Origin of the sequence: uncultured Parvibaculum sp. (genome assembly GCF_963975745.1) — a bacterium.
GTDB lineage: Bacteria > Pseudomonadota > Alphaproteobacteria > Parvibaculales > Parvibaculaceae > Parvibaculum.
In genome coordinates, this window is record NZ_CAXBIB010000001.1 from 117,034 (window position 1) to 139,182 (window position 22,149).

The 22,149-nt window shown below is 63.0% G+C and carries 26 protein-coding genes and 1 pseudogene; 14 read left to right on the forward strand and 13 right to left on the reverse strand.

Features of this window, described 5'->3' with window-relative positions; all coding sequences use genetic code 11:
• Window positions 1-19 precede the first annotated feature (19 nt).
• Entirely contained in the window at window positions 20-2,251 is a 2,232-nt protein-coding gene (locus AAC071_RS00540; protein ID WP_339828690.1) for a S8 family serine peptidase, read from the forward strand.
• A gap of 30 nt (window positions 2,252-2,281) precedes the next feature.
• Here the strand turns inward: AAC071_RS00540 and AAC071_RS00545 are convergent, their stop codons facing one another.
• From AAC071_RS00545 to AAC071_RS00560, 4 genes are all read right to left on the reverse strand, one after another.
• Window positions 2,282-2,737, reverse strand: a complete 456-nt coding sequence (locus AAC071_RS00545) for a CBS domain-containing protein (RefSeq protein ID WP_339828694.1) — start codon at window positions 2,735-2,737, stop codon at window positions 2,282-2,284.
• Between the two features lie 342 nt (window positions 2,738-3,079).
• A complete protein-coding gene (gene trpE, locus AAC071_RS00550) occupies window positions 3,080-4,591 on the reverse strand; it encodes an anthranilate synthase component I (protein ID WP_339828697.1) in 1,512 nt (503 codons plus the stop codon).
• Complete coding sequence (locus tag AAC071_RS00555) at window positions 4,588-6,480, reverse strand: SurA N-terminal domain-containing protein (protein ID WP_339828699.1); 1,893 nt, start codon at window positions 6,478-6,480, stop codon at window positions 4,588-4,590. Before AAC071_RS00555 ends, trpE begins: the two co-directional genes overlap by 4 nt.
• 157 nt (window positions 6,481-6,637) lie before the next feature.
• The gene (locus AAC071_RS00560) at window positions 6,638-7,006 is read right to left on the reverse strand and encodes a hypothetical protein (protein ID WP_339828701.1); all 369 of its coding nucleotides are present in this window, start codon (window positions 7,004-7,006) and stop codon (window positions 6,638-6,640) included.
• Between the two features lie 584 nt (window positions 7,007-7,590).
• On the opposite strand from AAC071_RS00560, the gene tpiA reads away from it, so the two are divergent.
• The 9 genes from tpiA (at window position 7,591) to AAC071_RS00605 (ending at window position 13,525) form a co-directional block, all read left to right on the forward strand.
• The gene (gene tpiA, locus AAC071_RS00565) at window positions 7,591-8,349 is read left to right on the forward strand and encodes a triose-phosphate isomerase (RefSeq protein WP_339828703.1); all 759 of its coding nucleotides are present in this window, start codon (window positions 7,591-7,593) and stop codon (window positions 8,347-8,349) included.
• 207 nt (window positions 8,350-8,556) lie between these two features.
• The gene (locus AAC071_RS00570) at window positions 8,557-8,766 is read left to right on the forward strand and encodes a cold-shock protein (protein ID WP_293506055.1); all 210 of its coding nucleotides are present in this window, start codon (window positions 8,557-8,559) and stop codon (window positions 8,764-8,766) included.
• A 55-nt stretch (window positions 8,767-8,821) separates the two neighbouring features.
• Window positions 8,822-9,046 carry a hypothetical protein gene (locus AAC071_RS00575; RefSeq protein WP_339828710.1) on the forward strand — a complete coding sequence of 75 codons (225 nt, stop codon included), beginning with the start codon at window positions 8,822-8,824 and terminating at the stop codon, window positions 9,044-9,046.
• A 20-nt stretch (window positions 9,047-9,066) separates the two neighbouring features.
• Window positions 9,067-9,228 carry a hypothetical protein gene (locus tag AAC071_RS00580; protein ID WP_339828713.1) on the forward strand — a complete coding sequence of 54 codons (162 nt, stop codon included), beginning with the start codon at window positions 9,067-9,069 and terminating at the stop codon, window positions 9,226-9,228.
• On the forward strand, window positions 9,225-9,419 hold the full coding sequence (locus tag AAC071_RS00585; protein ID WP_339828716.1) for a hypothetical protein: 195 nt from the start codon (window positions 9,225-9,227) through the stop codon (window positions 9,417-9,419). The genes AAC071_RS00580 and AAC071_RS00585 overlap by 4 nt, the downstream gene beginning before the upstream one ends.
• 153 nt (window positions 9,420-9,572) lie before the next feature.
• Window positions 9,573-9,980: a preprotein translocase subunit SecG gene (secG, locus tag AAC071_RS00590; protein ID WP_339828718.1), complete on the forward strand. Its 408-nt coding sequence runs from the start codon at window positions 9,573-9,575 to the stop codon at window positions 9,978-9,980.
• Between the two features lie 103 nt (window positions 9,981-10,083).
• Window positions 10,084-11,712: a CTP synthase gene (locus AAC071_RS00595; RefSeq protein WP_339828720.1), complete on the forward strand. Its 1,629-nt coding sequence runs from the start codon at window positions 10,084-10,086 to the stop codon at window positions 11,710-11,712.
• 22 nt (window positions 11,713-11,734) lie between these two features.
• A complete protein-coding gene (gene kdsA, locus AAC071_RS00600) occupies window positions 11,735-12,568 on the forward strand; it encodes a 3-deoxy-8-phosphooctulonate synthase (protein ID WP_339828723.1) in 834 nt (277 codons plus the stop codon).
• A gap of 297 nt (window positions 12,569-12,865) precedes the next feature.
• Window positions 12,866-13,525 carry a response regulator transcription factor gene (locus AAC071_RS00605; protein WP_339828726.1) on the forward strand — a complete coding sequence of 220 codons (660 nt, stop codon included), beginning with the start codon at window positions 12,866-12,868 and terminating at the stop codon, window positions 13,523-13,525.
• Window positions 13,526-13,527: 2 nt separating this feature from the next.
• Here AAC071_RS00605 and AAC071_RS00610 read toward each other — a convergent pair whose 3' ends face one another.
• Window positions 13,528-14,556: an ATP-binding protein gene (locus AAC071_RS00610; RefSeq protein WP_339828729.1), complete on the reverse strand. Its 1,029-nt coding sequence runs from the start codon at window positions 14,554-14,556 to the stop codon at window positions 13,528-13,530.
• 156 nt (window positions 14,557-14,712) lie between these two features.
• The gene (locus AAC071_RS00615; RefSeq protein WP_339828732.1) at window positions 14,713-15,705 is read right to left on the reverse strand and encodes a hypothetical protein; all 993 of its coding nucleotides are present in this window, start codon (window positions 15,703-15,705) and stop codon (window positions 14,713-14,715) included.
• A 278-nt stretch (window positions 15,706-15,983) separates the two neighbouring features.
• Here AAC071_RS00615 and AAC071_RS00620 point away from each other — a divergent pair, with 278 nt between their 5' ends.
• From AAC071_RS00620 to AAC071_RS00630, 3 genes are read left to right on the forward strand one after another with little or no spacing between them, the layout of a single operon-like run.
• Window positions 15,984-16,394, forward strand: coding sequence for a response regulator (locus AAC071_RS00620; protein ID WP_339828734.1), 411 nt, complete (start codon window positions 15,984-15,986; stop codon window positions 16,392-16,394).
• Complete coding sequence (locus AAC071_RS00625) at window positions 16,391-17,182, forward strand: M23 family metallopeptidase (RefSeq protein ID WP_339828737.1); 792 nt, start codon at window positions 16,391-16,393, stop codon at window positions 17,180-17,182. The genes AAC071_RS00620 and AAC071_RS00625 overlap by 4 nt, the downstream gene beginning before the upstream one ends.
• Before the next feature lie 24 nt (window positions 17,183-17,206).
• A complete protein-coding gene (locus AAC071_RS00630; protein WP_339828740.1) occupies window positions 17,207-17,581 on the forward strand; it encodes a response regulator in 375 nt (124 codons plus the stop codon).
• On the opposite strand, the gene AAC071_RS00635 is transcribed toward AAC071_RS00630, so the two are convergent.
• Entirely contained in the window at window positions 17,573-17,968 is a 396-nt protein-coding gene (locus tag AAC071_RS00635; protein ID WP_339828744.1) for a response regulator, read from the reverse strand. The two genes, AAC071_RS00630 and AAC071_RS00635, sit on opposite strands and share 9 nt — an antisense overlap.
• A 134-nt stretch (window positions 17,969-18,102) precedes the next feature.
• Here AAC071_RS00635 and AAC071_RS00640 point away from each other — a divergent pair.
• A pseudogene (locus AAC071_RS00640) lies at window positions 18,103-18,270 on the forward strand (3-deoxy-8-phosphooctulonate synthase); the annotation flags it as partial.
• On the opposite strand, the gene AAC071_RS00645 reads toward AAC071_RS00640, so the two are convergent.
• From AAC071_RS00645 to queC, 6 genes are all read right to left on the reverse strand, one after another.
• The gene (locus AAC071_RS00645; protein WP_339828747.1) at window positions 18,267-19,175 is read right to left on the reverse strand and encodes a phytanoyl-CoA dioxygenase family protein; all 909 of its coding nucleotides are present in this window, start codon (window positions 19,173-19,175) and stop codon (window positions 18,267-18,269) included. The pseudogene AAC071_RS00640 and the gene AAC071_RS00645 sit on opposite strands and share 4 nt — an antisense overlap.
• Window positions 19,162-19,794 (reverse strand): TetR/AcrR family transcriptional regulator, encoded by a 633-nt coding sequence (locus tag AAC071_RS00650; RefSeq protein ID WP_339828750.1) that lies wholly within the window; start codon window positions 19,792-19,794, stop codon window positions 19,162-19,164. The genes AAC071_RS00645 and AAC071_RS00650 overlap by 14 nt, the downstream gene beginning before the upstream one ends.
• Window positions 19,795-19,884: 90 nt before the next feature.
• Window positions 19,885-20,346 carry a preQ(1) synthase gene (gene queF / locus AAC071_RS00655; RefSeq protein WP_339829243.1) on the reverse strand — a complete coding sequence of 154 codons (462 nt, stop codon included), beginning with the start codon at window positions 20,344-20,346 and terminating at the stop codon, window positions 19,885-19,887.
• Between the two features lie 13 nt (window positions 20,347-20,359).
• Complete coding sequence (locus AAC071_RS00660; protein WP_339828753.1) at window positions 20,360-20,731, reverse strand: 6-carboxytetrahydropterin synthase; 372 nt, start codon at window positions 20,729-20,731, stop codon at window positions 20,360-20,362.
• The gene (gene queE, locus AAC071_RS00665; RefSeq protein ID WP_339828756.1) at window positions 20,728-21,357 is read right to left on the reverse strand and encodes a 7-carboxy-7-deazaguanine synthase; all 630 of its coding nucleotides are present in this window, start codon (window positions 21,355-21,357) and stop codon (window positions 20,728-20,730) included. The genes AAC071_RS00660 and queE overlap by 4 nt, the downstream gene beginning before the upstream one ends.
• A gap of 11 nt (window positions 21,358-21,368) precedes the next feature.
• On the reverse strand, window positions 21,369-22,082 hold the full coding sequence (queC, locus tag AAC071_RS00670) for a 7-cyano-7-deazaguanine synthase QueC (RefSeq protein WP_339828759.1): 714 nt from the start codon (window positions 22,080-22,082) through the stop codon (window positions 21,369-21,371).
• Window positions 22,083-22,149: the final 67 nt, after the last annotated feature.

A 22,149-nucleotide genomic window follows, 5' to 3' on the forward strand; every position in this document is an offset into this window, starting at 1 on the left:
CACAGCGAGGGGCAGAGACATGACACGGTCAGGCATCACGGCATTTGCAGCGGGACTTTCGGTTTGCGTCGCGGCCTTCGGCGCGACGGCTAGTGATTTCGAGTATTCCTCGACCTACCAGAAGAATCTCGGACAGATCGGTGTGACCCGGACGCTGCACCAGACGGTCAACGGCACCGGCGTCGGCATTGCCGTCTTCGACTCACTGGCCGACCGCCATCATGTCGATCTGACCGGCAAGACCACCAACCACATCCTCTATCCCGGCACCTACACGGCGTTCGACTTCCACGGCACGCATGTCTCGGGCATCGCCGGCGGCAGCGCCAACGGTATCGGCATCGTCGGCGTCGCGCCGGGTGCCTATATCCACAATTATGCCGTCTTCGACGACCGCTGGTGGGTGGCGGATGACGGTGCGCGCGCCGCGCTCAACAGCGTCAGGCAGCAGAATGTGAGCGGTGCCAATATCAAGGCCGTCAACATGAGCTACGGGCCGTCGGCCTACCGCGTCATCTTCATGAATGGCGAGCTGCCGCTCTTTGCCGGCTACAAGGACGATTTCGTCATCGTCCGCGCCGCCGGCAATGACGGCGCCAATGCGGCTCTCGTGCGTTACAACGGAACGGCAAGCGCCGATCTCTCGCATCTGCTGATTGTCGGCAGCGTCGATGCCAACAACAGGATCTCGAGCTTTTCGAACAGGCCCGGCAATGCCTGCATCGCGATGAGAAACAGATGTGCGGCCAGCGAGAGGATCGCCAACTTCTTCATCGTGGCGCCCGGCGACGATATCCTGTCCGACATTCCGGGACAGAAGCTTGCCTGGGCGTCGGGCACCTCGATGGCCGCACCGCATGTGGCCGGCGCCGTTGCGCTGGTTGCCCATGACGGCCTCAACAAGAATGTCGCGCTGACGCCGTCCCAGATCGCCTCGATCATCAAGCAGTCGGCGACCGATCTCGGCGCAAGAGGCGTCGATGCCGTTTATGGCTGGGGCCTGCTCAACGTTCCGGCGGCGCTGTCCGCGGTCGGCGGCACGACCATTGCGACCGGACCGACCGTCACGCCGCCTGCGGCGCAACGCCGGCCGCGGCTGCGGCGGCCGTTCTTCTCGCGTCGGGGCGCCGGCGATCCGAACCTGCTTTCGGGCCTCGTCGTGTTCGACGCTTTCGAGCGTCCCTTCGAAGCCGATCCCGCCAGCCTGAGCGAACCCGCGCCGCGCGCGCTGTCGCGCCGGGGCCTCGCGGTGCTGGGTCTGGTCTCGCGCCAGGAGACGATCAATTTCGACAGCGGCGAGCGGGCGGTCCTGGCCTGGACGGTGACCGGCCTCGACGGGCAACCGAGTTCGGCCATCCACATGGTCGCCGACGGCTATGAACTGAATGCCGGCCTCGGCTCGCCGGAGCTTTTCCTGACCGAGATGCCCAGCGACAATCGCGCGGCCGCGCCGCAGCGCTTCTCGCAGGTCATGTTCTCCTCGCTCGGCGAGGCGGGCCTGCTGTTCGAAAACGCCATGTCGGTCAGCTTCCGGGCGCCGATTTCCGAGCGGCTCGACGGTTTGTTCTTCGGCATGACGGCGGCGGGCGCGGCGGACGATCCCTATGCGCCGGTCCTGCTCGAAAACTCCGGCGAGAACGAGGGCGACAGCCGCTTTGCTGCCTTTGGTCTTTCGTATCGCATTGCCGACGGCTGGTCGGTCGGTGCCTCCTATGCGGCGCTTCACGAGCGCGGCAGCGTCGCCGGCATCGTCTCGGAAGGGGCGCTCTCGCTCGGCGAAGAGGCGCTGACACAGTTCCAGGGTCTGAACATTGCCGGCGAGATCGACGAAAACTATTCGGTGAGCGCCTTCTATACGCGCGCCAGCATCGACAGCTTCGGCACGGCCGGTTCGCTTTTCGACGCCGCCGATGGCTGGACCGCCGATCATTTCGGCGCAACCTTTGCGGCGAAGAACGTTCTCCACGAGAACAGCCTGTTGCGGCTGTCGCTGGTCAAGCCGCTGCAGATCACGGATGGTACGGTTTCGGCCCGCGTGCCGGTGGGCCGCGAACTTGACGGCACGGTCAATTACGACCGGCGCCGTTCGAGCTTCGACGGCAATGCGCTGCCGGTCGAGGCGCGGATCGAGTATTTCGCGGCGACACGGGCCGGCACTTTCGGTCTGGCGCTGGATCTGATCGACAGCGATCTTGGCGGCGACGGTGAAACCGGCCTGGCGCTTGGCGCCGGGTTCGCCCTCAACTTCTAGGCGAAGGCGGATTGCACGGACGCGGGACCGTCAATCGCGAAGACCGGAATCGAGCATATGCGCCCCGGCAAGATCGCGCAGTACCGAGTTTTCCAGCTCGGTATCGCGAATGCGAAATTTGACAAGGTCGCCGATGCTGACGAGGCCGAGCAGTTTCCGTTCCGATGTAACAAGCAGGTGTCTTGTCCGCAGCTGCGTCATTGTCTGCATGGCCTGACGGACACTGTCACCCGGGCGACATGTCGGTGCGGGTGACGTCATCAAGCTGCGCGCTGTCTGGCTGAATGTCCCGGACCCGTTCCGCGCGAGGGCCGATATGATGGACCGCTCTGTCACGATGCCAAGTGCCGCGGCACCGGGACCGAGAACGACCACTGAGCCGACGCCAGCCGACATCATCATGGAAAGCAGATCTTGCATGGGCGTGTCGCCGCTGGCTGTCACCAGGCCGGACTCGCTGGCCTTGAGAATATCGTCGATAATCATCTGGATGCTCCTGGGGTGGATTGATGCTGTCTCCCCCGGAGTTTCGATCTCTATCGCCGCCCGGCCCAATCAATGCGCATCACATGTCCGTGCATTGGCGTGCGCTGTCCGGGAAGATGCGTGATCGACAGGCCGAGGCAGCCGATCCGGAGCGGCAGCGATTCTCCGGATCGTGCGGCCCTCGCCACGCAGGCGGGCAATCTCGCACCGGTCTTCGAGAGTGAACTGTCTGTATTTGTGCCCGATCGCAACACCTTGTGCCCAGGCTGGTGTTGCACTTCGTTTGTGAACTCAGGGGGTGACACTTTTGTTTTGGCCAATAATACAGAGAAAAAATCCCGCCTACTGCCGCTTGCCCGCCTGCGAGGCGTAGCGGACGGCTTCGTCGGCGGCGCGGAAGAGGGCCTTGGCCTTGTTGACGCTTTCCTCGTACTCGCCTTCAGGGCTTGAATCCGCGACGACGCCGCCGCCGGCCTGCACATACATGCGGCCATCCTTGACGATGGCGGTGCGGAGCACGATGCAGGTGTCCATTTCGCCGGCGGCCGAGAAATAGCCGACGCAGCCGGCATAGGGCCCGCGCTTCTCGAGTTCCAGCTCGTCGATGATCTCCATCGCGCGGACCTTGGGTGCGCCCGACACCGTGCCGGCCGGGAAGCCGGCGACCAGCGCCGAGATCGCATCGTAAGCCGGGTCGAGATCGCCCTCGACATTGGAGACGATGTGGATCAGATGCGAGGTCAGCTGCAGGGCGAATTTCTCGGTCACTTCGACCGAGCCGATCTTCGAGACGCGGCCGACATCGTTGCGCCCGAGATCGAGCAGCATCAGATGTTCGGCGCGCTCCTTCGGGTCGGCCAGCAATTCCTCGCCGATCGCCTCGTCCTCGGCGCGGTTCCGGCCGCGATGGCGCGTGCCGGCGATCGGGCGGATGGTGACGCGGTTGTTCCGCACACGAACCAGAATCTCGGGGCTCGAGCCGACAATGGCGAAATCGGCGAAGTTGAGGAAATAGAGGAAGGGCGACGGATTGATCCGCCGCAGCGCCCGGTAGAGTGCGAAGGGCGGCAGCGCGAAGGGCGTCTCGAAACGCTGCGACAGCACGACCTGGAAGATGTCGCCGGCGGCGATATATTCCTTCGCGCGGCTGACCATCGAGAAATAATGTTCCTTCGGCGTGTTCGATGCCGGCTCGGCGAGTGCTTCGACATCGAGTTGCTGCGGCGCATGGGTCAGCGCGCGGTCGAAATCGGCGACGACATCGTTGAGACGTTCCTCGGCGCGCGCATAGGCCGCCTTTGCGGTGACGCCCGGCTCGGGGCGCACCGGCGTCACCAGCGTCACCTCGTCCTTCACGGAATCGAAGACCGCGATGATCGTCGGCCGCACGAAGAGGCCGTCGGGCAGGCCGAGCGCGTCCGGATTCTCGTCCGGCAGGCGCTCCATCAGCCGCACCATGTCGTAGCCCATGTAACCGAAGACGCCGGCTGCCATCGGCGGCAGGTCTTCCGGCAGCTCGATGCGGCTTTCCTCGATGAAGGCGCGCAAGGATGCGAGCGCGCCGCCTTCGCAGGGCTCGAAGGCGTCGGCGTCGAAGCGGGCCTTGCGGTTGATCGCCGAAGAATCGCCCCGGGCGCGCCAGACCGCATCGGGATTGAGGCCGATGATCGAATAGCGGTTGCGCGCGTCGCCGCCTTCAACCGATTCCAGCAGGAAGCTGTTGGGCTTGCCGTCGGCGATCTTCAGCATCGCCGATACCGGCGTGTCGAGATCGGCGACCAGGCGCCGATAGACGACCTGCGCCGCGCCGGTCGCATGGACACGCTCGAATTCGTCGAAAGACGGCGAGATCATAGTCCGGAATCCGTCGCCGTCAGTTGTTCGTACAGGCGCGTGTTGATGTCGAACCCGAATTCATTCTGGTAGCCGGAAATGAAGGTCGAGACCATGTCGGACTTGATGGCGTCGAGCACCTGATCGCGCGTCTGCGCATAGGCGTCGGACGCCGGATCGATTTCCGGGTCGCTGATGTCCCTGACCTGCATCAGCACCAACCCGTCGCCGAGACCGACCGGCCCCCAGGTGGTGCCGCCTTCCGGCGTTGCGAAGGCCTTGGCCACCGCCTGGCGCGAGAAGGTGTCGCTCTGGCCATAGCGGCGCATGCCCGGCGCCGTCAGCACGGCGCGGCCCATTTCGGCGGCGATCGCCTCGAAGCTTTCGCCCTTGTTGGCGCGCTCGGTCAGCGTTTCGGCCAGTTCGATCAGTTTCGCATCGCGGGTCTGTTCGCGCCACAGCCGCACGACTTCCTCGCGCACCTCGTCGAGCGGACGCAGCAGCGGCGGGTCGATGTCGTCGACATGGATCCAGTAGTAGCCGTCATCGGTGTGATGGGGCGGTGCCGCATCGCCGAGTTCGGTCTCATAGACGAGGCGCAGCAATTCGGGCAGGTCGGGCAGTTCGACCGCATCGCCCGCCCGCGTCTTGCCGTCGGCGGTGACGCCCGCAATCTGGCGCACGGTCAGATTGTTGCGCGCGGCAACTTCCTCGAGCGAGGCGCCGCCGGCGCGCTCGTCCTCGATCGCGTTCTGGATGTCGTAGACCTGGTCGCGGGCCATCTCGAGTTCGAGTGCGGCGCGCAGCTCGTCCTTGACCGTTTCGAGGTCGACAAGCATTCCGGGCTCGATCTTGCGGACATGCAGGACGGCCCAGCCGAGCGGACCGCGCACCGGCTCGCTGAACCGGCCTTCGGGCGTCGCGAAGGCGGCCGCCGCCAGCTCGTCCGAAAGCAGGGCGTCGCGCGTGACCGTTCCGAGTTCGACATCGGCCATGGAAAGGCCGAGTTCGGCGACGATGGCCGCGACGGGGGTGCCGTCGGCGAGCTTCGCCCGCGCCTCGGCCGCGGCCGCCTCGCTGGCGAAGGGAAGCTGGACGATGTCGCGCCGTTCGGGCCGGTCGTAGTCGCCGCGGCGCTGTTCGAAGGCTTCGGCCAGTTCCTCGTCGGAGATCGTCACCGTATGGGTGATGTCTTCGGGTTCGAGCACCATGAAGCTGAAATCGCGGGTCTCGGGCAGGGTGAAGGCCGCGGCGCCGGCCTCATAGACGCGCTGCACGGTTTCCTCGTCCGGTTCGCCGAGATTGCCGGCCAGTGCCGGCGGCAGGATGACGTAGCCGACCGTGCGCGTCTCTTCCTGGAAACGGCTGACCGCGCCGATCATCGTTTCGGGCACGACGACACCGCTGTCGATGACGTCGATCAACTGGCGGCGGGCCATGTATTTGCGCCGCTGCTCGACGAAGCGTTCCTCGCTGACGCCCTGGTTGCGCAGGGCCTGGCGGAAGAGTTCGCGGTCGAAGCTGCCGAAGGGTCCGGTCAGGGCCGGGTCGTTGACGATGTCGGCGCCGACGATCTCGTCGCCGACGGTCAGGCCCATCTGCCGGGTGGCGCCGTCGAGCGCGGCCAGGCTCATCAGCCGCGACAGTGCCAGGCGGTCGATGCCGAAGCGTCGCGCCGTTTCCAGCGTGACCGGCTGGCCGAGGCGCTGGCCGAACTGATCCATCTCGGCGCGCAGCTCGCGCTGGTAGGATACCGCATCGATCTTCTCGTCGCCGACAGTGGCGACCGTATCGCCGCCATAGCCGGTGAAGATGTCGTTGATGCCCCAGAGCGCAAAGGCAATGACCAGCAGGCCGATAATGGCGATTCCGATGAAGCCGGAGGCGCTTTTTCGCAGCATATCGAGCATGTCTGGTCTTTCTCTTTCCGGTCGTGGTGTCGGGCGGCGCGCGGCGCTTCCTTGAGGGGCGGCATGATAGGTGCGGGGCCCGCCCCCCGCAAGCGGATCGCGGCGGCTTCCGGCTTGATTTTCTTGGGAAAACGGGCCCCGCCAGCCCCGGCGGGCATCACCAGGCGTAACCGACGATCGGCGGCGCGCCGAAGCGGACATAGGCATCGATGCTGGCCCGCGTCGAGGCGACGATCATCCAGATGACGATGAAGCTGGCCCCGAACCAGAGGACGAAGTCGCGCAGCGCCGCCGCGCCGCCCGGCGCCTCGCGATCCTCGGCCGCGCAGGCGGCGATGAAGGCGAAGAAGGCGGCCTGCAGCGCCGGCACGATGACGATCAGGGCCGCCAGCGCATCGCCGGGCGGGCGGCCGCGCAGCGCCAGGATCAGGAAGGCGGGTAGTGCCGCGCCGACGCCGCCGATCCGCGGGTTGCGCGCGAGCCAGAGCGCCGGGTGCCGGGCCGCGCGGATGGTGAAGCTGGTCATGAGTCTTCTCCTTCCCTCTTCGCCGAGACGAAGAAGGTCACAAGTCATTGCAAAGTATTCGCGGCGAGCCCCTCTGCCGCGGGCCGAAGCCGGGCCTGCCGGGCTGTCCGCCGGGTCGTGACCTAGAACGGCGGCGGGCCGCGGATTTCCGATGCCGGGATCGATCCGGAAACGGAATGGCGCGGACCGCAGCGCGCGGGCCGGACGAAGTATTGGAAAGGCATGACGGAACTCCGGAAACGTGAGACTGGATCACGGACCGGAACCCTGAAAACACAAGAGCCCCGATCTGGTGGGATGGGGCTCGAAAGTGTCGATTTTGCAGGCTGTATCAGCGCGCGCGCAAGCGACCCGGCCCCGAAGGCGAGTAGTGTCGAACGGTGGCCCCGAAGGCCCAATGCATGAGGTGCTTGGTCATGGCGCGCAAGCTACGCCCGAGTCGTTTACTTGCCAAACAAATAATCATGGCAATGGAGAATTTTGTCGCCGCTGTGTTCCATTTATCGCAGAGGGCACCAGTTGGCGCTGGTGCGGCGCTCTGGTAAAGGATGCGCGACGAATTTCGAGGCGATGGAGAGGCACGAATGGCGGCGCGGATCAAACCGTTGGTGGCAGGCAACTGGAAGATGAACGGCCTGAAGGCCGCGCGGAAGGAAGTGGCCGCGCTGAAGCGCAAGCTGGCCGGCAGGAAGAAGCCGGCCTGCGACGTGCTGGTCTGCCCGCCGGCGACACTGATCGGCACACTGAAGGAAACGGCGAAGGGATCGAAGATCGCCATCGGCGGCCAGGACTGCCACGCGCGGGCCTCGGGCGCCCATACCGGCGACATCGCCGCCGAGATGCTGAAGGATGCCGGCGCCAGCCATGTCATCGTCGGTCATTCCGAGCGCCGCGCCGATCACGGCGAGACGGATGCCATGGTGAAGGCCAAGGCCGAAGCCGCGCACCGGGCGGGCCTCGTCGCCATCGTCTGTGTCGGCGAGACGGAAGCCGAGCGCGACGCCGGCAAGACGCTGGCGATCATCAAGGGCCAGTTGAAGGGTTCGCTGCCCGACGCCGCGACCGCCAGGACGACGGTTGTCGCCTATGAGCCGGTCTGGGCGATCGGTACCGGGCGCACGCCGACGGCCGACGATGTGGCAAAGGTCCACGCCGCGATCCGCAAGGCGCTCGAAGCGCGCTTCGGCGCCGAAGGCGCGAAGATGCGCATTCTCTATGGCGGCTCGGTGAAACCCTCCAACGCCGCCGAACTGATGGGTGTCGCCAACGTCAATGGCGCATTGGTCGGCGGGGCGAGCCTGAAAGCGGATGATTTCTGGGGGATCATTTCGGCTTATTGCTGAATAAAGCCGCCGAAAGCCGCGGATTTCTTATAATCCTTGTAAGTTGGCGGCAAAGCGCCTATATACCCGAAATCGAATTTTACTGGTTCGGCTGCTCTCCACGCTCGCGATCGAGCGCCGGACCTGTCTTTCCCGATCCCGCAAGGTTTGATTCGCTGTCGCACGTGCGACGGCGGCACTATCTCAACACACGAAGGAATGCCAACTATGGCGAACGGAACAGTTAAGTGGTTCAACGGTCAAAAAGGTTTCGGCTTCATCCAGCCGGACGGCGGCGACAAGGACGTTTTCGTCCACATTTCGGCGGTTGAACGCGCCGGCATGAGCACGCTCAACGAAGGCCAGAAGATCGCTTACGATCTCGAGACCGATCAGCGCAGCGGCAAGGTTTCGGCCGCGAATCTGCGCTCGGCCTGATTGCCCGAAAAAGGGGCGCTTCGGCGCCCCTTTTTTTTATCCGGAGCAGCACGTAATGGCGCGCAAGAAGCCGATGGACGGCGATTTCCTGATGTTCAACGTCGTCTATGAGGACGGCTCGCTGAGCTCGAACCGGAAAGTGCCGACCGCCGAACTCGAAGGCGTCAAGGATACCGCGACCGCGCGCGCGATCATCGAGGCCCAGGACCGCGAGATCGCCGAGAAATCCGGCAGACCGAGAGGCCGCGTCAAGTCGATCGACCGCGCCGGCCGGAAATAATCCGCCCGAACGGAGAACCGATGGCCTTCAAGCCCAACTACAATCACGAACGCGCCGAACGCAACCGCGCCAAGGCCGCCAAGGCCGAAAAGAAGGCCCGGGAGCGCGAAGAAAAAGCCGCGCTGCGCAAGGCTCCGGGCGAGGGCAATGACGCCGCGCCTGAAGAGGAATCCGCGGAATGACGTCGCAGAAGCACAAATTCGATATCGGCGAGACGGTCGAGTTCAATCCCGGCGGCTCCTACCCGCCGGCGGCGCGCGGCAGCTATATCGTGCTGCGCCAGCTCCCCTCCGAAGGCGTCGACTACCAGTACCGCATCAAGAGTGTGACCGACGGCCAGGAACGCATGGTCCGCGAAGGCCAGCTGGGCTAACCGGCCGGACCGGCCCCTCGGGCGCCTTTCCGGGCGGCCGCAACGAGGGCTGGAAACCGGCGCGCTCATGCGCTACAACCCGGCCGCGACCGGCCGGCCCGCAAGGGCCGGTCGGATGGCCATCTGGCGATATTTCGGACCCCGCGGAGCATCATGGCGACCATCATTCTCATAATCCATCTGATGATCGCGATCGCGCTGGTGGCGTCCGTGCTGCTGCAGCGCTCGGAGGGCGGGGCGCTCGGGATCGGCGGCGGTGGCGACGGCTTCATGTCGAACCGCGGCGCCGGCAACATGCTGACCCGTACCACCGCCATCCTGGCCGCCATGTTCATGACCACCAGCCTTGTGCTGGGCATCCTGGCCTCGCGCGGCGGCTCGGCCAATTCGGTGCTCGACCGGGTGGTCGCTCCCCAGACGCTTTCCGACGAAGACCTGCCCGAGGTGCCGGCGCCGCTCGGCTCCGAATTCGTGCCCGCGGCCCCCGTGGCCGATCCCGAACCAGCCGCCCCGGCCGAACCGGCCGAACCGGCCGAACCGGCTGTGCCCCGGGCCGAATAACCCGCTGCCGCTGGCCCGGGCCGCCATGGCCCCGGCCGACTATTTTCCGCCGGGGCGCTGTTTGGTGCTTCGAATCGTTTTGCTTGCTGTAATCTAGGGGCCCATGACGCGGTACATCTTCATCACCGGCGGCGTGGTTTCCTCCCTCGGCAAGGGTCTCGCTTCCGCAGCGCTCGGTGCGCTTCTGCAGGCGCGCGGCTATTCCGTGCGGCTGCGGAAACTCGACCCCTATCTCAATGTCGATCCGGGCACGATGTCGCCGATCCAGCATGGCGAGGTCTATGTCACCGATGACGGGGCGGAGACCGATCTCGATCTCGGCCATTACGAGCGCTTCACCGGCGTGCCGGCCAGCCGCGCCGACAACATCACCACCGGCCGCATCTATCAGGACATCATTGCCCGCGAACGCCGCGGCGACTATCTGGGCGGCACGGTGCAGGTGATCCCGCATGTCACCGACGCGATCAAGGAATTCGTGCTGGCCGGCAACGCGGATGTCGATTTCGTGCTCTGCGAGATCGGCGGCACGGTGGGCGATATCGAGGGCCTGCCCTTCTTCGAGGCGATCCGCCAGCTCGGCAACGAACTCGAGCGCGGCCAGACCTGCTACATCCATCTGACGCTGCTGCCCTTCATCCCCTCGGCCGGCGAAATGAAGACCAAGCCGACGCAGCATTCGGTCAAGGAACTGCGCTCGATCGGCATCCAGCCCGATGTGCTGATGTGCCGCTGCGACCGGCCGATACCCAGGGACGAACGCCGCAAGATCGCGCTGTTCTGCAATGTGCGCGAGACGGCCGTGATCCAGGCGATGGATGTGGACACGATCTACGACGTGCCGCATGCCTATCACATGGAAGGGCTCGACAGCGAGGTGCTGGCAGTCTTCGGTATCAGGGACGCGGCCGAACCCGACCTCGCCAAGTGGCAGACCATCACCCACAGTATCCGCGAGCCCGAAGGCGACGTGACCATCGCCATCGTCGGCAAGTACACCGGCCTCAAGGACGCCTACAAGTCGCTCTCCGAAGCGCTGGTGCATGGCGGCATCGCCAACAAGGTGCGCGTCAACGTCAAATGGGTGGAGTCGGAAGTCTTCGACACCGAGGACACGGCCTATTATCTCGAGGATGTGCACGGCATCCTGGTGCCAGGCGGTTTCGGCGAGCGCGGCTCGGAAGGCAAGATCCGCGCGGCGCAATTCGCCCGCACCCGCAACGTGCCCTATTTCGGCATCTGTTTCGGCATGCAGATGGCCGTCATCGAGGCGCTGCGCCATATCGGCGGTCTCGAAGGCGCAAGCTCGACCGAATTCGGGCCGACCGGCGAACCGGTGGTCGGGTTGATGACCGAATGGATGCGCGAGAACGAACTGGTCAAGCGCGCCGCCCATGGCGATCTCGGCGGCACGATGCGGCTCGGCGCCTATGACGCGGTGCTGACCGAAGGCAGTCGCGTGGCGCAGATCTATGGCGCGACCCGGATCAACGAGCGCCACCGCCACCGCTACGAGGTCAACATGACCTACCGGGCCCAGATCGAGGCGGCCGGCCTCGTGATGTCCGGCGTTTCGCCCGACGGCCTCCTGCCCGAGATCATCGAGATACCGGAACATCCGTGGTATATTGGCGTCCAGTACCATCCGGAGCTGAAGTCGAAACCCTTCGACCCGCATCCGCTGTTCCGCTCCTTCGTGGAAGCGGCGGTTGAGCAGAGCCGGCTGGTCTAGTTCGTACAGAAAGAGCGCCTCCATGTCCGCCAACAAGACCGTCAAGGTCGGCAAGCTCGAGATCGCCAACGACAAGCCCTTCGTGCTGATCGCCGGGCCCTGCCAGCTGGAATCGCGCCAGCATGCCTTCGACATGGCCGGCGCGGTCAAGGAGATCACCGATCGGCTCGGCATCGGCTTCATCTACAAGACCTCCTTCGACAAGGCCAACCGCACCAGCCGCAACGCGACGCGCGGCCTCGGCCTCGATCTGGCGCTGCCGATCTTTGCGGATCTGAAGCAGGAACTCGGCCTGCCGGTGCTCACCGACGTGCATGAGCGCGAACAATGTGCCGAGGTCGCGAGCGTCGTCGACGTGCTGCAGATTCCGGCCTTTCTCTGCCGCCAGACCGATCTGCTGGAAGCGGCCGCCCAGACCGGCAAGGTCGTCAATGTCAAGAAGGGTCAGTTCCTGGCGCCCTGGGACATGAAGAATGTCGTCGCCAAGATCGTCGACGCCGGCAATCCTAACGTGCTGGCGACCGAACGCGGCGTCTCCTTCGGCTACAACACGCTGGTCAACGACATGCGCGCGCTGCCGATCATGAAGGAGCAGTGCCTTTGCCCGGTCGTGATCGATGCGACCCATTCGGTGCAGCAGCCGGGCGGGCAGGGCACGGCCTCCGGTGGCGACCGGCGCATGGTGCCGGTGATCGCCACCGCTGCCGTCGCCATCGGCGTCGGCGCGGTCTTTATGGAAACCCATCAGGACCCGGACAATGCGCCCTCCGACGGACCGAACATGGTCAAGCTGTCGGAACTTGAGGCGCTGCTGGCGCGCCTCAAGCAGTTCGATGCACTCGCCAAGGCCGCCTAGGCCGTCCTGACCGTTCCGAACGACCACGAGAGAAGCCGATTTGCCTCCCGACCGCGCGAGCGGGTTTGAAAGGCAGATTTCCCATGCCTTTCGTGAAGGCCGGCAGGTCCGGCACCCGATCCTCGACACTGCAACCAGGCAAGCGCAACGTGAGGCGTTTCTTGCCGGCAGGCCCGTTCCAAGCCATTATTATATACTGGATTATATAAGCAGTCATGCTCATCGAAGCGGAACAAGAAACTCGAACGGACATTGAGGGCGGGTGGAGGCCAGGCAGGTATTGTCTCCGGAGGGAGAGTGGACCAGCAGTTGAGAATTCTGATCGCGGACGATCACCCGCTGTTCTCCGAGGCGATCGCGGATCAGATCGCATCCGTCGTCGAAGGGGCCCACTGTATTTGTGTCGAGACGCTTGATGCCGCACTTGACGAGCTCAAGAGCAACGACGTCGGGGTTCTCGTTCTTGACTGGGATATGCCGGGAATGAACGGCATTGCCTCTGTGAGACATATCCGGAAGCAATTCCCGAATGTGTCGATGGTCATTCTGTCGGGGTTCATCAACAATATCGAAATTCGGGAGGCACATGCTGCCGGCGTGCAGGGATTCGTTCCGAAGTCGATGAGCGGCAAAGCGATCGTCAGTGCGATTTCGGTCGTGATGAATGGCGGAACCTACAGGCCCGCGCGCGATGAGCAGGCATCGGAACCGGTCGCCGGTCGCAACCGTCCGACGGCTCCGGCACGCGATCATCCGGATCTGACGGCGCGGGAAAGGGAAATACTGCAGCACCTCGCATCAGGCATGACCAACAAGGAGATTGCGAGGCAGCTCGGCTTGCAGGAAGTCACAATAAAAATGCATACCAGCCGGATTTTCGACAAGCTGAACGTTCGCAATCGCGTTCAGGCTGTGTCTCTTGCCATCGCCGAGGGCCTTGTTCCACTTAACGAATAATCTTACTGGATGGCGCCATGGGCCAGAAGGCGATGGAGCGTCTCGGCCGGAGATGCGTCCGACGGGTCAATCAGGTTCATCGGGCGAATGTCTCCGATCCGGGTCCTTGCCGCCGGTGATGTCGTATCGGCAATGGCAATGCAGGGAACGCGCATCTGCTGCATCTCCTCGATCAGGGCGGGGCTCAGCGCGCCTTCGCCGACCAGGACAAGGGCTGAGAAGGAGCGCTCCGTGTCGGATTGCGGGTCGACGACCGCAGGTTCGTTGAACACTGAAACACGGGCACCCATGGCCGTGGCCAGCGTCGTGAAACGCCCCGCCCAGGCACTGTCGGCCGACACAACAGCAACATGGCGCAGGACCGGAATGAGGTCGCTGGCCGGGTCCGACGGTTCGGCATTCCGTATTTCGGCAATGGGAAGAAATATGTCGAAGCACGTCGCCGGCACCTGCCTCAGCGTGATGACGCCGCCCAACCCGTCGATCAGCGTTTCAACGAAATGCAGACCAAGGCCCAGCTTCCGGCCGGTTTCGTCGGACGTGTAGAACGGCAGAAAGGCAATCTCGGCTGTTTCGGTCGTAAAGCCCGGTCCGCTGTCTTCGATCGTGAGGCGCAGATACCGGCGTTCCCCCGCCAGCGTTCCGTGCTGGAGAAGAATCTTACCTTCGGACTCGTGAGCAGGATCGTGCCGAACGAGACGAATATTGATCTCGCCGCCCGTTTCGTCCAGTGCGTCCACCGCATTGCGCAGCAAATTGAACATCGCGATTGCGAGAAGAAGTTCAGTCCCTTCAATCGAGATATCGGCCGCCGAAACCTCAATGCGCGCGGAAACCTTTTTCGGAACCAGCGATGCCACGAGATCATGCGCCATCGCCTGCAGTCTCTCCACGCTGACGCGGCCACGTCCCGCCCAAACGAGGTGATCCAGTGCAACGGGTTGATTGATCCTGATCTGAAGCTGCCAGCATGCCTTGCGGATCTTCTGTGCCAGATCTCTGACGCGCGCCTGATTTCCACTGTCCGCCATCTGCAGAAGTTCCGACAAGACCAGGATAGCGCCAGTGAGATTATTGGCGTCATGCGCAAGCGTTCGCGCAAACCGTCGTGTGAACTCGAGAGCCGAATCTGCGCCGCGATCCATTGTGGAGCCCTGTCGTTGATGCCGTTCAGGCGTGGGGTTATGTCACTGTTCAAATCGTTTCAGCGCAACGAGCATATCGCGGTACTCGGGAAGAACTTTTTCATCAAAGACGAAGCGTGCATAGTCCCATTGAGGCTGGGTTCGCAGTATCATGATCTTGTCGAGCGGCCCGGTCATGGCGCTCACAGCGGCATGAAGCCGACGCGCGACCTCGCCATCGGCAGGAGGCAGGCGACGAATTTCCTCGCTGAGGAGCGTCGCGATTTCCTCCATTTCAACGACACGTCCGGCCATTTCATCCGGGGAAATCCTTGTGCCCAGCTCAACGAAACGCGCGATATCAGTTGAAGTATTGCGCAGGGAAGCACGCAATCTGGCCAGGATGTCAATTGTACCGGCGTTGGCCTCTGTGGAACGTGACAGAAGAGTCGCAAGAAGTTCCTCGCAAAGGCGCTCAGCTTCATGAAGCTGCGGCTCCACATCTTCGCGGTAGAGACGGTATCCGGGAAACCGGTTCGGACTGTGGACAAGAGCCGCTATGACGCCCTGTTCTCTCAACAGGGTCTCGATCCTGGTCTCGAATTGCCTGAGATGACGAAGATCTTCGCCGTCAGACCAGTGGCTTGACGCCTCGCGAAGACGGTCGATCTCGCTGCGAAGCTGCGCGACGGCTTTGGCCCAGCCTGCATGGAATTCGTCCTCACCGCTCAGGAGATAGCTGCGCAGGCCAGTAAGCGTGGCTTCCGAGCTGACGGCAATGGCATAGGCAGGTGGCAGTGCCGAATGTGCGATCCGTGCACTCGTGGACTGCGTGGGCGTCTGTGTCGAAGCGGTCCCGACCGACGCCGACGCGGTCGCTACGGGCTGCAGATTGGGAAATACCGGGAACACAGATGACAGGGTCAGTATTCCCGCTGTCAGGATTCCCAGTGTGACCAGTCCAAGAATGGCAAAAGAGGGCATTTCTCGCCCTTTCCATGGCGGCATTTCAGCATCCGCGCCCCATTCCTCGCTGGCGAAAGCTGCGTCGTTCATCCTTGTCACCCTGAATTTCATACGTCCGACAAGTTCGGATCGGAGATGTACCCCTCGACGCCATGAGGCGGCGGCGACAGTAAACAAGCGCTGAATCGGGAATGATGAAGACGTATGCATACCAACGTATCCAAACCGCCGCCTTTCCAAAGGCATATACGTTCGTATGGCAGTGCTATACCGATGCACCTTTGTGGGCCGACCGAATCGCACGTGATCTTTCGGCGGACATGACGCTAAGGTCTTCGGGGGTACGCAGAAAGATAGCGGGAACTCGGATGTATTCAGTACTTGTAGTGGACGACAATGACGAAGTGCGCGAGATCATCTGCGAATTTCTAAAAGACGCCGGCTGCGACGTCCTGGCTGTCGCGGACGGAACATCTGCAATCGATTTGATACGAGGCGGGCACTGGGATCTTCTTATCACAGATATCTTCATGCCGGACTGCGACGGCATCGAGGTCGTTCGGGCCGCCCGGCAACATCTTCCCAGCACACCCATTCTTGCTATATCGGGCGGAAGCGTGCTCTTGCCGCAATTCAATCCTCTCAAGAGTGCTGAGATGCTTGGTGCGCTGGTGACGGTGCGCAAGCCGTTCACACGGCTTGATCTTGCGACCGCTCTCGTTCGAGTCATGAGCCATATCCGCCCCTCATGTCCGGAACAATGTCGGCTTGCATCATGACGTCGGAGCGATCGCCTTGCCTGGTGTTTCTGGCCGCCATTGCCACGATCATCGCCGGTCCCATGGCACAGGCAGGAGACGAGATGTCGGCATTTCCCAATCTGGCAAATTGTCTGCGTGCGGAGTTGGTAACTGTCGATCCGACCAACATTTGCAATGACCTGCGGATCCCCGTTATGTCGGCCGGACGTCAGGCCCTGCAACAACGACAGGGGCAAGACAAACAGCGATCCGTAGGCAAGTCGGCCGAACGCGCTGCCTTGCCATTGTCTCCGCCGGATCGACGGGAATGGACGGCTCCGGAAAATGTCGCGCTGCGCCGGACGGCATTTCCGGTGCCGATTGAGCGACCGGTGCGGGGGTGCACATGGGAACCAGATCTTCTTCTCGGGAAGAAACAACATCATGAACAGGACGGAGGTCACCATGCCGAGGTGATATCGACAACACGGAAATCGGGCGTTGCGGTCGTCGTGCCGGGGAATTGCTTGATCCGCAGTCCGATCGGCGGCGAAGTGGTTTTTGCGCAGCGCTTCTCGGGCTATGGACAGACGATTATCGTGAAGCATGGCATATCGGAATATCTGATCGTTGCCGGCCTTGCGAATCTGATGGTCACCCGCGGCGCCCATATAGGGAAGGGGGCGGAACTTGGCCGCACAACACACAAGAATGCCGCTGCGCTTGACGAGGAATTCAACCCGAGTGGCCGGGTAATCCTGTACCTCGATGTGATGTCAAAAAATGGTCCCCGCGATCCGCTGGTCTGGCTTGCGGCTCTCTCCTGACCGTTCATAACAATGGAATCATCAATGGTGCCGCTATCAATTCTCGTGATCGATGACGAAAACGCCATGTGCGAGACGTTGAATTTCGCCCTTGCGGCACAGGGCTATCGTGTCATCACGGCATCAGATGGTCGGGAGGGGTTAAGAAAATTCCTGGCCGAAGACGTGGCGCTGGTCATCACTGACATCGTCATGCCGGAGATCGATGGCATCGGGGTCCTTCGAAAGATCAAGGAGGCCTCACCGCAAACACCAGTCATCGTCATGTCGGGGTGGCGGCGACTTGGCAGAACATTCTACCTCGAGGCCGCATGTGCCCTGGGTGCCGATGATTCTATTGCGAAGCCCTTTACTATTCAGCAGATGAAAATGAAGATCGACCACTGCATTTCAAGGTAAACGCAAGTCGGCTTCTTCAAGGGCATTTTTCAGCTGAGCCATCGTAAAGGGCTTCGGTAGAACCACGATATCCGGTCGCTGCATCAATGCATGGCGTCGATCGGCGGAAATGTACCCTGACATGACGATGCAGCGTACTTTTGGTCGAAGGTCCTCGATCATCGGAATGAGTTGATCGCCCGATATCCCGCCAGGCATCGTGAGGTCAGTGAGGGCGAGCTCAATTGTCGAGTGAGCCTCAAGGCACTGAAGTGCTTCGTCGCCGCTTTCTGCACTGATGACGGAGTATCCCAGCGCCGCGAGCATTTCGCTCACGACCGTGCTTACGGTCCGGTCGTCCTCGACCAGAAGCACGGTTGGACGCGTGCCGTCGCCTGAACCCGACATCAGCAATTTCCTCCAATTGTCGCAAGATTGTTACGCCCCGATTTCCTGCAAATCACCCTGGAATGGTGATCCGAATCGATCCGGCAGGCGAGCGACAAAGTGCCGTGCTGGCGCATTTTTGCAACCGGCGCATGGTGCCGGCGATCGCCGCCGCTGCCGTCGTCATCGGCGCGGGCTTCATGGAAACCCACCAGGACCCGGACAATGCGCCCTCCGACCGACCGAACATGGTCAAGCTGTCGGAACTTGAGGCGCTGCTGGCGCGCCTCAAGCGGTTCGATGCACTCGCCAAGGCCGCCTAGGCCGTCTGTTTCTCGCCCCTGATCTGCGCTGACACCTCGGCCAGCAATTCGGCCGAGCCGAATTGTGCGGCATTGGCATCGAGCTTGCCCAGCGCGAATTCCGGCGGCACCACTTCCGGACCCTGACCGGCCGGCAGCGGCGGCGTGTAATAGCCCAGCGCATAGCTTCCCATCGCATAGCCGATCAGCGCCTGCAATTCGGGGTCGAGTGTCTTCGCGATTTCGGGCGGGCAGGAGAGGTACTGGTTCTCCTCCTGCCGCAGCCAGCCCAGCGTGTAGGTGATGTTGATGCCGATGCGGTCGCCATTGGAAACATTTGCGCCGCCGCCATGAAACACGCCGCCCGAATAGACCAGCACGGAACCGGCGCTCATTTCCGCATAACCGATCTCTTCGTCCGAGGGCTGATAATCGTCCGGCCAGTCGAGGCTGCCGGGACAGACTTGCGTCGCGCCGTTCTCCTTGGTGAAATCGGTAATCGCCCAGATCGTGTTGAACTGTGGCTCGATGCCCTTGAGGTAGGTGCCCCAGGCCCAGCGGTCGCGATGGATCTGCTGTTTCTTCTGACCGGGCGTGATGCGGATGACCTGCGTCAGATGCAACTGGATGCGCTCGCAGAAGGGCTTGAGGAAGGCATTGGCCGCCTCGACGATGGTCTTGTTGGCCACCATGCCGCGGCAGGCTGGCGAGCGGGCGACCAGCGCGCCGGTACGTGTCGTCTTGTCGCCGGTGAAATCGTCGCGGCCGAAATCGGTCGCCTCGATATAGGGCATGGTCTCGTCGCGCACCTGCGCAAGCTGCGCGGGCGTCAGCGCGTCCTTCAGGATCAGCGCGCCATCGCGCTTCAGGACGGCGAGGATTTCGTCGGTCGGTGCAGTCGCAGGCAGCGTTTCAAGTTTCGGCATTTTTCTTTCCTCTCCTGGCGTTGCGGCGCGGCGTTTCCGGTTTCGGCAGCAAGGGCCGCAGCATGGCTTCGAGTTGCGCCTTCTGCCGCTTCGCCGGCCAGTCCTCGCGTTCGAGCGTGGCACGGATGCAGAAGCCGTCGATGATCGAGATGATGGCGTCGCCCGTAACGGCCGGATCGATATGGGCGGCAAGCCTGCCTTCGCGCTGGTGGCGGCGGATGATGGCGGCGAGACCGTCGCGGAATTCGTCGTAATAGGCCTTGTTGATCCGGGCCAGGGCCGGATCGCCGATCGCGCGGCCGAAGAAACTCATCCAGACGCGCCAGTCGCGCAGCCGTTCCTCGTCCACAGGCAGAATGAGTTGCGCAAGCGCGACAAGATCATCCGGTTTCTCAGGATGCTTGAGCATGAAGAGTATGCCCTGGGCGACATGATCGAGCGCGGCGAGCAGGACTGCGTCCTTGTCCTCGAAATAATGTGTGATCGCGCCCGTCGTGGCATTCGCCGCACGGGCGACATCGACGAGCCGCGTATTGTCGATGCCCTGGTCGCCGATCACCGCAATGGCAGCTCTGGCGATGTCTCTGCGACGGGCGTCATGGTCGATCAGTTTTGGCATAACCGTGATTATATAAAAATCATGCGCCAAGGCAAGAGGGATATGCCGAAGATCCCTTTCAGCAGGCGCTTCAACCTGGATGAGGTTCGATCAGCCGCGCCCGCGATAGGGTGCGACGCCCTGATCCGGTGCCCAGACGCCGGCCGGCAGCTTGCCCTTTTGCCAGAAGACATCGATGGGAATGCCGCCGCGCGGATACCAGTAGCCGCCGATGCGGAGCCATTTCGGCTTCAATGTGTCGACGAGGCGCTTGCCGATGGCAACGGTGCAGTCCTCGTGAAAGGCACCGTGATTGCGGAAGGACTGCAGATAGAGCTTCAGGGACTTCGACTCGACGAGCCATTTGCCGGGCACATAGTCGATGACGAGATGGGCAAAATCCGGCTGGCCGGTCACCGGACAGATCGACGTGAACTCCGGCACGGTGAAGCGGGCGACATAGTCGGTGTCGGGGTGCGGATTGGCTACTCGTTCGAGATCGGCCTTGTCGGGCATCGAAGGGACCGATGACGCCTTGCCGAGCTGAGTCAGTCCTGTCGGCTTTTTGGCCATCATGCGCGCTCCTTCATTCGTCCTGCGGACCGTCATAGACACAACCCTCGCGGCACGAGCCGCGATGGACCTCGACGCATGCGATCTCGGGCAGGGGGGCTGCCAGCTCATGCCAGATCCAGGCCGCAATCCGCTCGAGCGTCGGCAACTCGAGGCCGGCGACTTCATTGAGAAGATGGTGGTCGAGTTTCTCGCGCACGGCCATGACTTCGCGCTCGAGATCCTCGAAATGCCGCACAAGACCGGTTTCCGGCGCAGGCTTGCCCTTCAGCCAGACGACGACGCGAAACGAATGCCCATGCATCCGGCGATTGGGATGGCCTTCCTCCGCATAGGGAAGGAAATGGGCGGCGTCGAAATGGAACTCTTTGTAGATGCGGGTCATGGAATACCGATCAGCTTGTGTGTCTGCAGGCTCAACCGCCATTTCGGATGTGCGAGGCAATAGGCCGTCGCCGCCCGAGTGTTCTCGTCGGTCCGGTCGCCATCCATCGGTTGCAGAAAGAAATGCTCGAAGTCGAGCGCCTCGAAAAGCTCCGGTCTTGCCGTCGCCTGCGGGTAGACGAGCTTCAACTCGTCGCCCTGTGTCTGTTTCAAGGGCGCCGCGGCCTTGGGGCTGACGCAGATCCAGTCGAGGCCGTCGGGTGCCGCAATCGTGCCGTTGGTCTCGACGGCGATCTCGAAGCCGCGCGCATGCAGGGCGGCGATCAGTGCTGCATCGAGTTGCAGCAGCGGTTCGCCACCGGTACAGACGACAAAGCGCGCGCCGTCTGCGCCTTCCCACTTGTCTTCGACGGCAGCGGCCAGCGCCGCTGCATCGGCGAACTTGCCGCCACCCGTGCCATCCGTACCGACGAAGTCGGTGTCGCAGAAACGGCAGACGGCGCTCTCGCGGTCTTCCTCCCGCCCCGACCAGAGATTGCAGCCGGCAAAACGGCAAAACACGGCCGCGCGCCCGGCATTGGCGCCCTCGCCCTGCAACGTGTAGAAAATTTCCTTCACCGAATACATCGTCTGCTTCTCTAGGCCTTGCCGCCGGCATAGGCTGCATAACCGCGCGCCCTCAGCTCGCAGGCGGGGCAGGTGCCGCAGCCATAGCCCCAGTCATGGCGCTGCGACCGGTCGCCGCGATAGCAGCTATGGCTTTCCTCGACAATGAGCTCGACCAGCGCCTGGCCGCCGAGTTCCTCGGCAAGCTGCCATGTGGCGGCTTTATCGATCCGCATCAAGGGCGTTTCAAGCCGGAATTCCCGGTCCATGCCGAGACATATTGCCCGTTCCAGCGCTGCAATCGTATCCGCGCGGCAGTCCGGATAGCCCGAATAGTCGGTTTCGCACATGCCGCCGACCAGTACAGACGCCCCCCGGCGGTAGCCCAGCGCCGCCGCATAGGTAAAAAACAGCAGGTTGCGGCCGGGCACGAAAGTGGTGGGCAGGCCGTTTTCACCCATTTCGATCTCGACCTCGCGGGTCAGGGCCGTTTCACTGAGCGCGCCCAGTTCCGGCAGCGAGATCAGATGGTCGGAGCCCAGCCGTGCCGCCCAGTCGGAAGAGAGCGCGGAAACGCCGTTCCTGAGCGTTTCCCGGCAGGCAAGCTCTACCGCATGGGTCTGGCCATAGTCGAAGCCGACCGTCTCGACGACATCATGGCGGGCCAGCGCCCAGGCGAGGCAGACGGTCGAATCCTGCCCGCCTGAGAAGAGTACCAGTGCCCTGGAATTTTCGTGTTTCGCCATGATCGCGCGCTCCGTTCAAGGGTGTTGAACAGGAGGGGCCCAGCTGCGTCAAGCAGCAGAGCGGGCC

Excerpts from the sequence above, each read along its gene's own strand:
- AAC071_RS00555 (WP_339828699.1), bottom strand. The coding sequence starts at position 6,480 with ATGCTCGATATGCTGCGAAAAAGCGCCTCCGGCTTCATCGGAATCGCC.
- AAC071_RS00630 (WP_339828740.1), top strand. The coding sequence starts at position 17,207 with ATGGTGCCGCTATCAATTCTCGTGATCGATGACGAAAACGCCATGTGC.
- AAC071_RS00575 (WP_339828710.1), top strand. The coding sequence starts at position 8,822 with ATGGCGCGCAAGAAGCCGATGGACGGCGATTTCCTGATGTTCAACGTC.
- secG (WP_339828718.1), top strand. The coding sequence starts at position 9,573 with ATGGCGACCATCATTCTCATAATCCATCTGATGATCGCGATCGCGCTG.
- AAC071_RS00650 (WP_339828750.1), bottom strand. The coding sequence starts at position 19,794 with ATGCCAAAACTGATCGACCATGACGCCCGTCGCAGAGACATCGCCAGA.
- AAC071_RS00580 (WP_339828713.1), top strand. The coding sequence starts at position 9,067 with ATGGCCTTCAAGCCCAACTACAATCACGAACGCGCCGAACGCAACCGC.
- AAC071_RS00585 (WP_339828716.1), top strand. The coding sequence starts at position 9,225 with ATGACGTCGCAGAAGCACAAATTCGATATCGGCGAGACGGTCGAGTTC.
- AAC071_RS00610 (WP_339828729.1), bottom strand. The coding sequence starts at position 14,556 with ATGGCGGACAGTGGAAATCAGGCGCGCGTCAGAGATCTGGCACAGAAG.
- queE (WP_339828756.1), bottom strand. The coding sequence starts at position 21,357 with ATGTATTCGGTGAAGGAAATTTTCTACACGTTGCAGGGCGAGGGCGCC.
- kdsA (WP_339828723.1), top strand. The coding sequence starts at position 11,735 with ATGTCCGCCAACAAGACCGTCAAGGTCGGCAAGCTCGAGATCGCCAAC.
- AAC071_RS00560 (WP_339828701.1), bottom strand. The coding sequence starts at position 7,006 with ATGACCAGCTTCACCATCCGCGCGGCCCGGCACCCGGCGCTCTGGCTC.
- AAC071_RS00540 (WP_339828690.1), top strand. The coding sequence starts at position 20 with ATGACACGGTCAGGCATCACGGCATTTGCAGCGGGACTTTCGGTTTGC.
- tpiA (WP_339828703.1), top strand. The coding sequence starts at position 7,591 with ATGGCGGCGCGGATCAAACCGTTGGTGGCAGGCAACTGGAAGATGAAC.
- AAC071_RS00615 (WP_339828732.1), bottom strand. The coding sequence starts at position 15,705 with ATGAACGACGCAGCTTTCGCCAGCGAGGAATGGGGCGCGGATGCTGAA.
- AAC071_RS00625 (WP_339828737.1), top strand. The coding sequence starts at position 16,391 with ATGACGTCGGAGCGATCGCCTTGCCTGGTGTTTCTGGCCGCCATTGCC.
- AAC071_RS00545 (WP_339828694.1), bottom strand. The coding sequence starts at position 2,737 with ATGATTATCGACGATATTCTCAAGGCCAGCGAGTCCGGCCTGGTGACA.
- AAC071_RS00570 (WP_293506055.1), top strand. The coding sequence starts at position 8,557 with ATGGCGAACGGAACAGTTAAGTGGTTCAACGGTCAAAAAGGTTTCGGC.
- AAC071_RS00635 (WP_339828744.1), bottom strand. The coding sequence starts at position 17,968 with ATGTCGGGTTCAGGCGACGGCACGCGTCCAACCGTGCTTCTGGTCGAG.
- queF (WP_339829243.1), bottom strand. The coding sequence starts at position 20,346 with ATGGCCAAAAAGCCGACAGGACTGACTCAGCTCGGCAAGGCGTCATCG.
- trpE (WP_339828697.1), bottom strand. The coding sequence starts at position 4,591 with ATGATCTCGCCGTCTTTCGACGAATTCGAGCGTGTCCATGCGACCGGC.
- AAC071_RS00660 (WP_339828753.1), bottom strand. The coding sequence starts at position 20,731 with ATGACCCGCATCTACAAAGAGTTCCATTTCGACGCCGCCCATTTCCTT.
- queC (WP_339828759.1), bottom strand. The coding sequence starts at position 22,082 with ATGGCGAAACACGAAAATTCCAGGGCACTGGTACTCTTCTCAGGCGGG.
- AAC071_RS00595 (WP_339828720.1), top strand. The coding sequence starts at position 10,084 with ATGACGCGGTACATCTTCATCACCGGCGGCGTGGTTTCCTCCCTCGGC.
- AAC071_RS00620 (WP_339828734.1), top strand. The coding sequence starts at position 15,984 with ATGTATTCAGTACTTGTAGTGGACGACAATGACGAAGTGCGCGAGATC.
- AAC071_RS00645 (WP_339828747.1), bottom strand. The coding sequence starts at position 19,175 with ATGCCGAAACTTGAAACGCTGCCTGCGACTGCACCGACCGACGAAATC.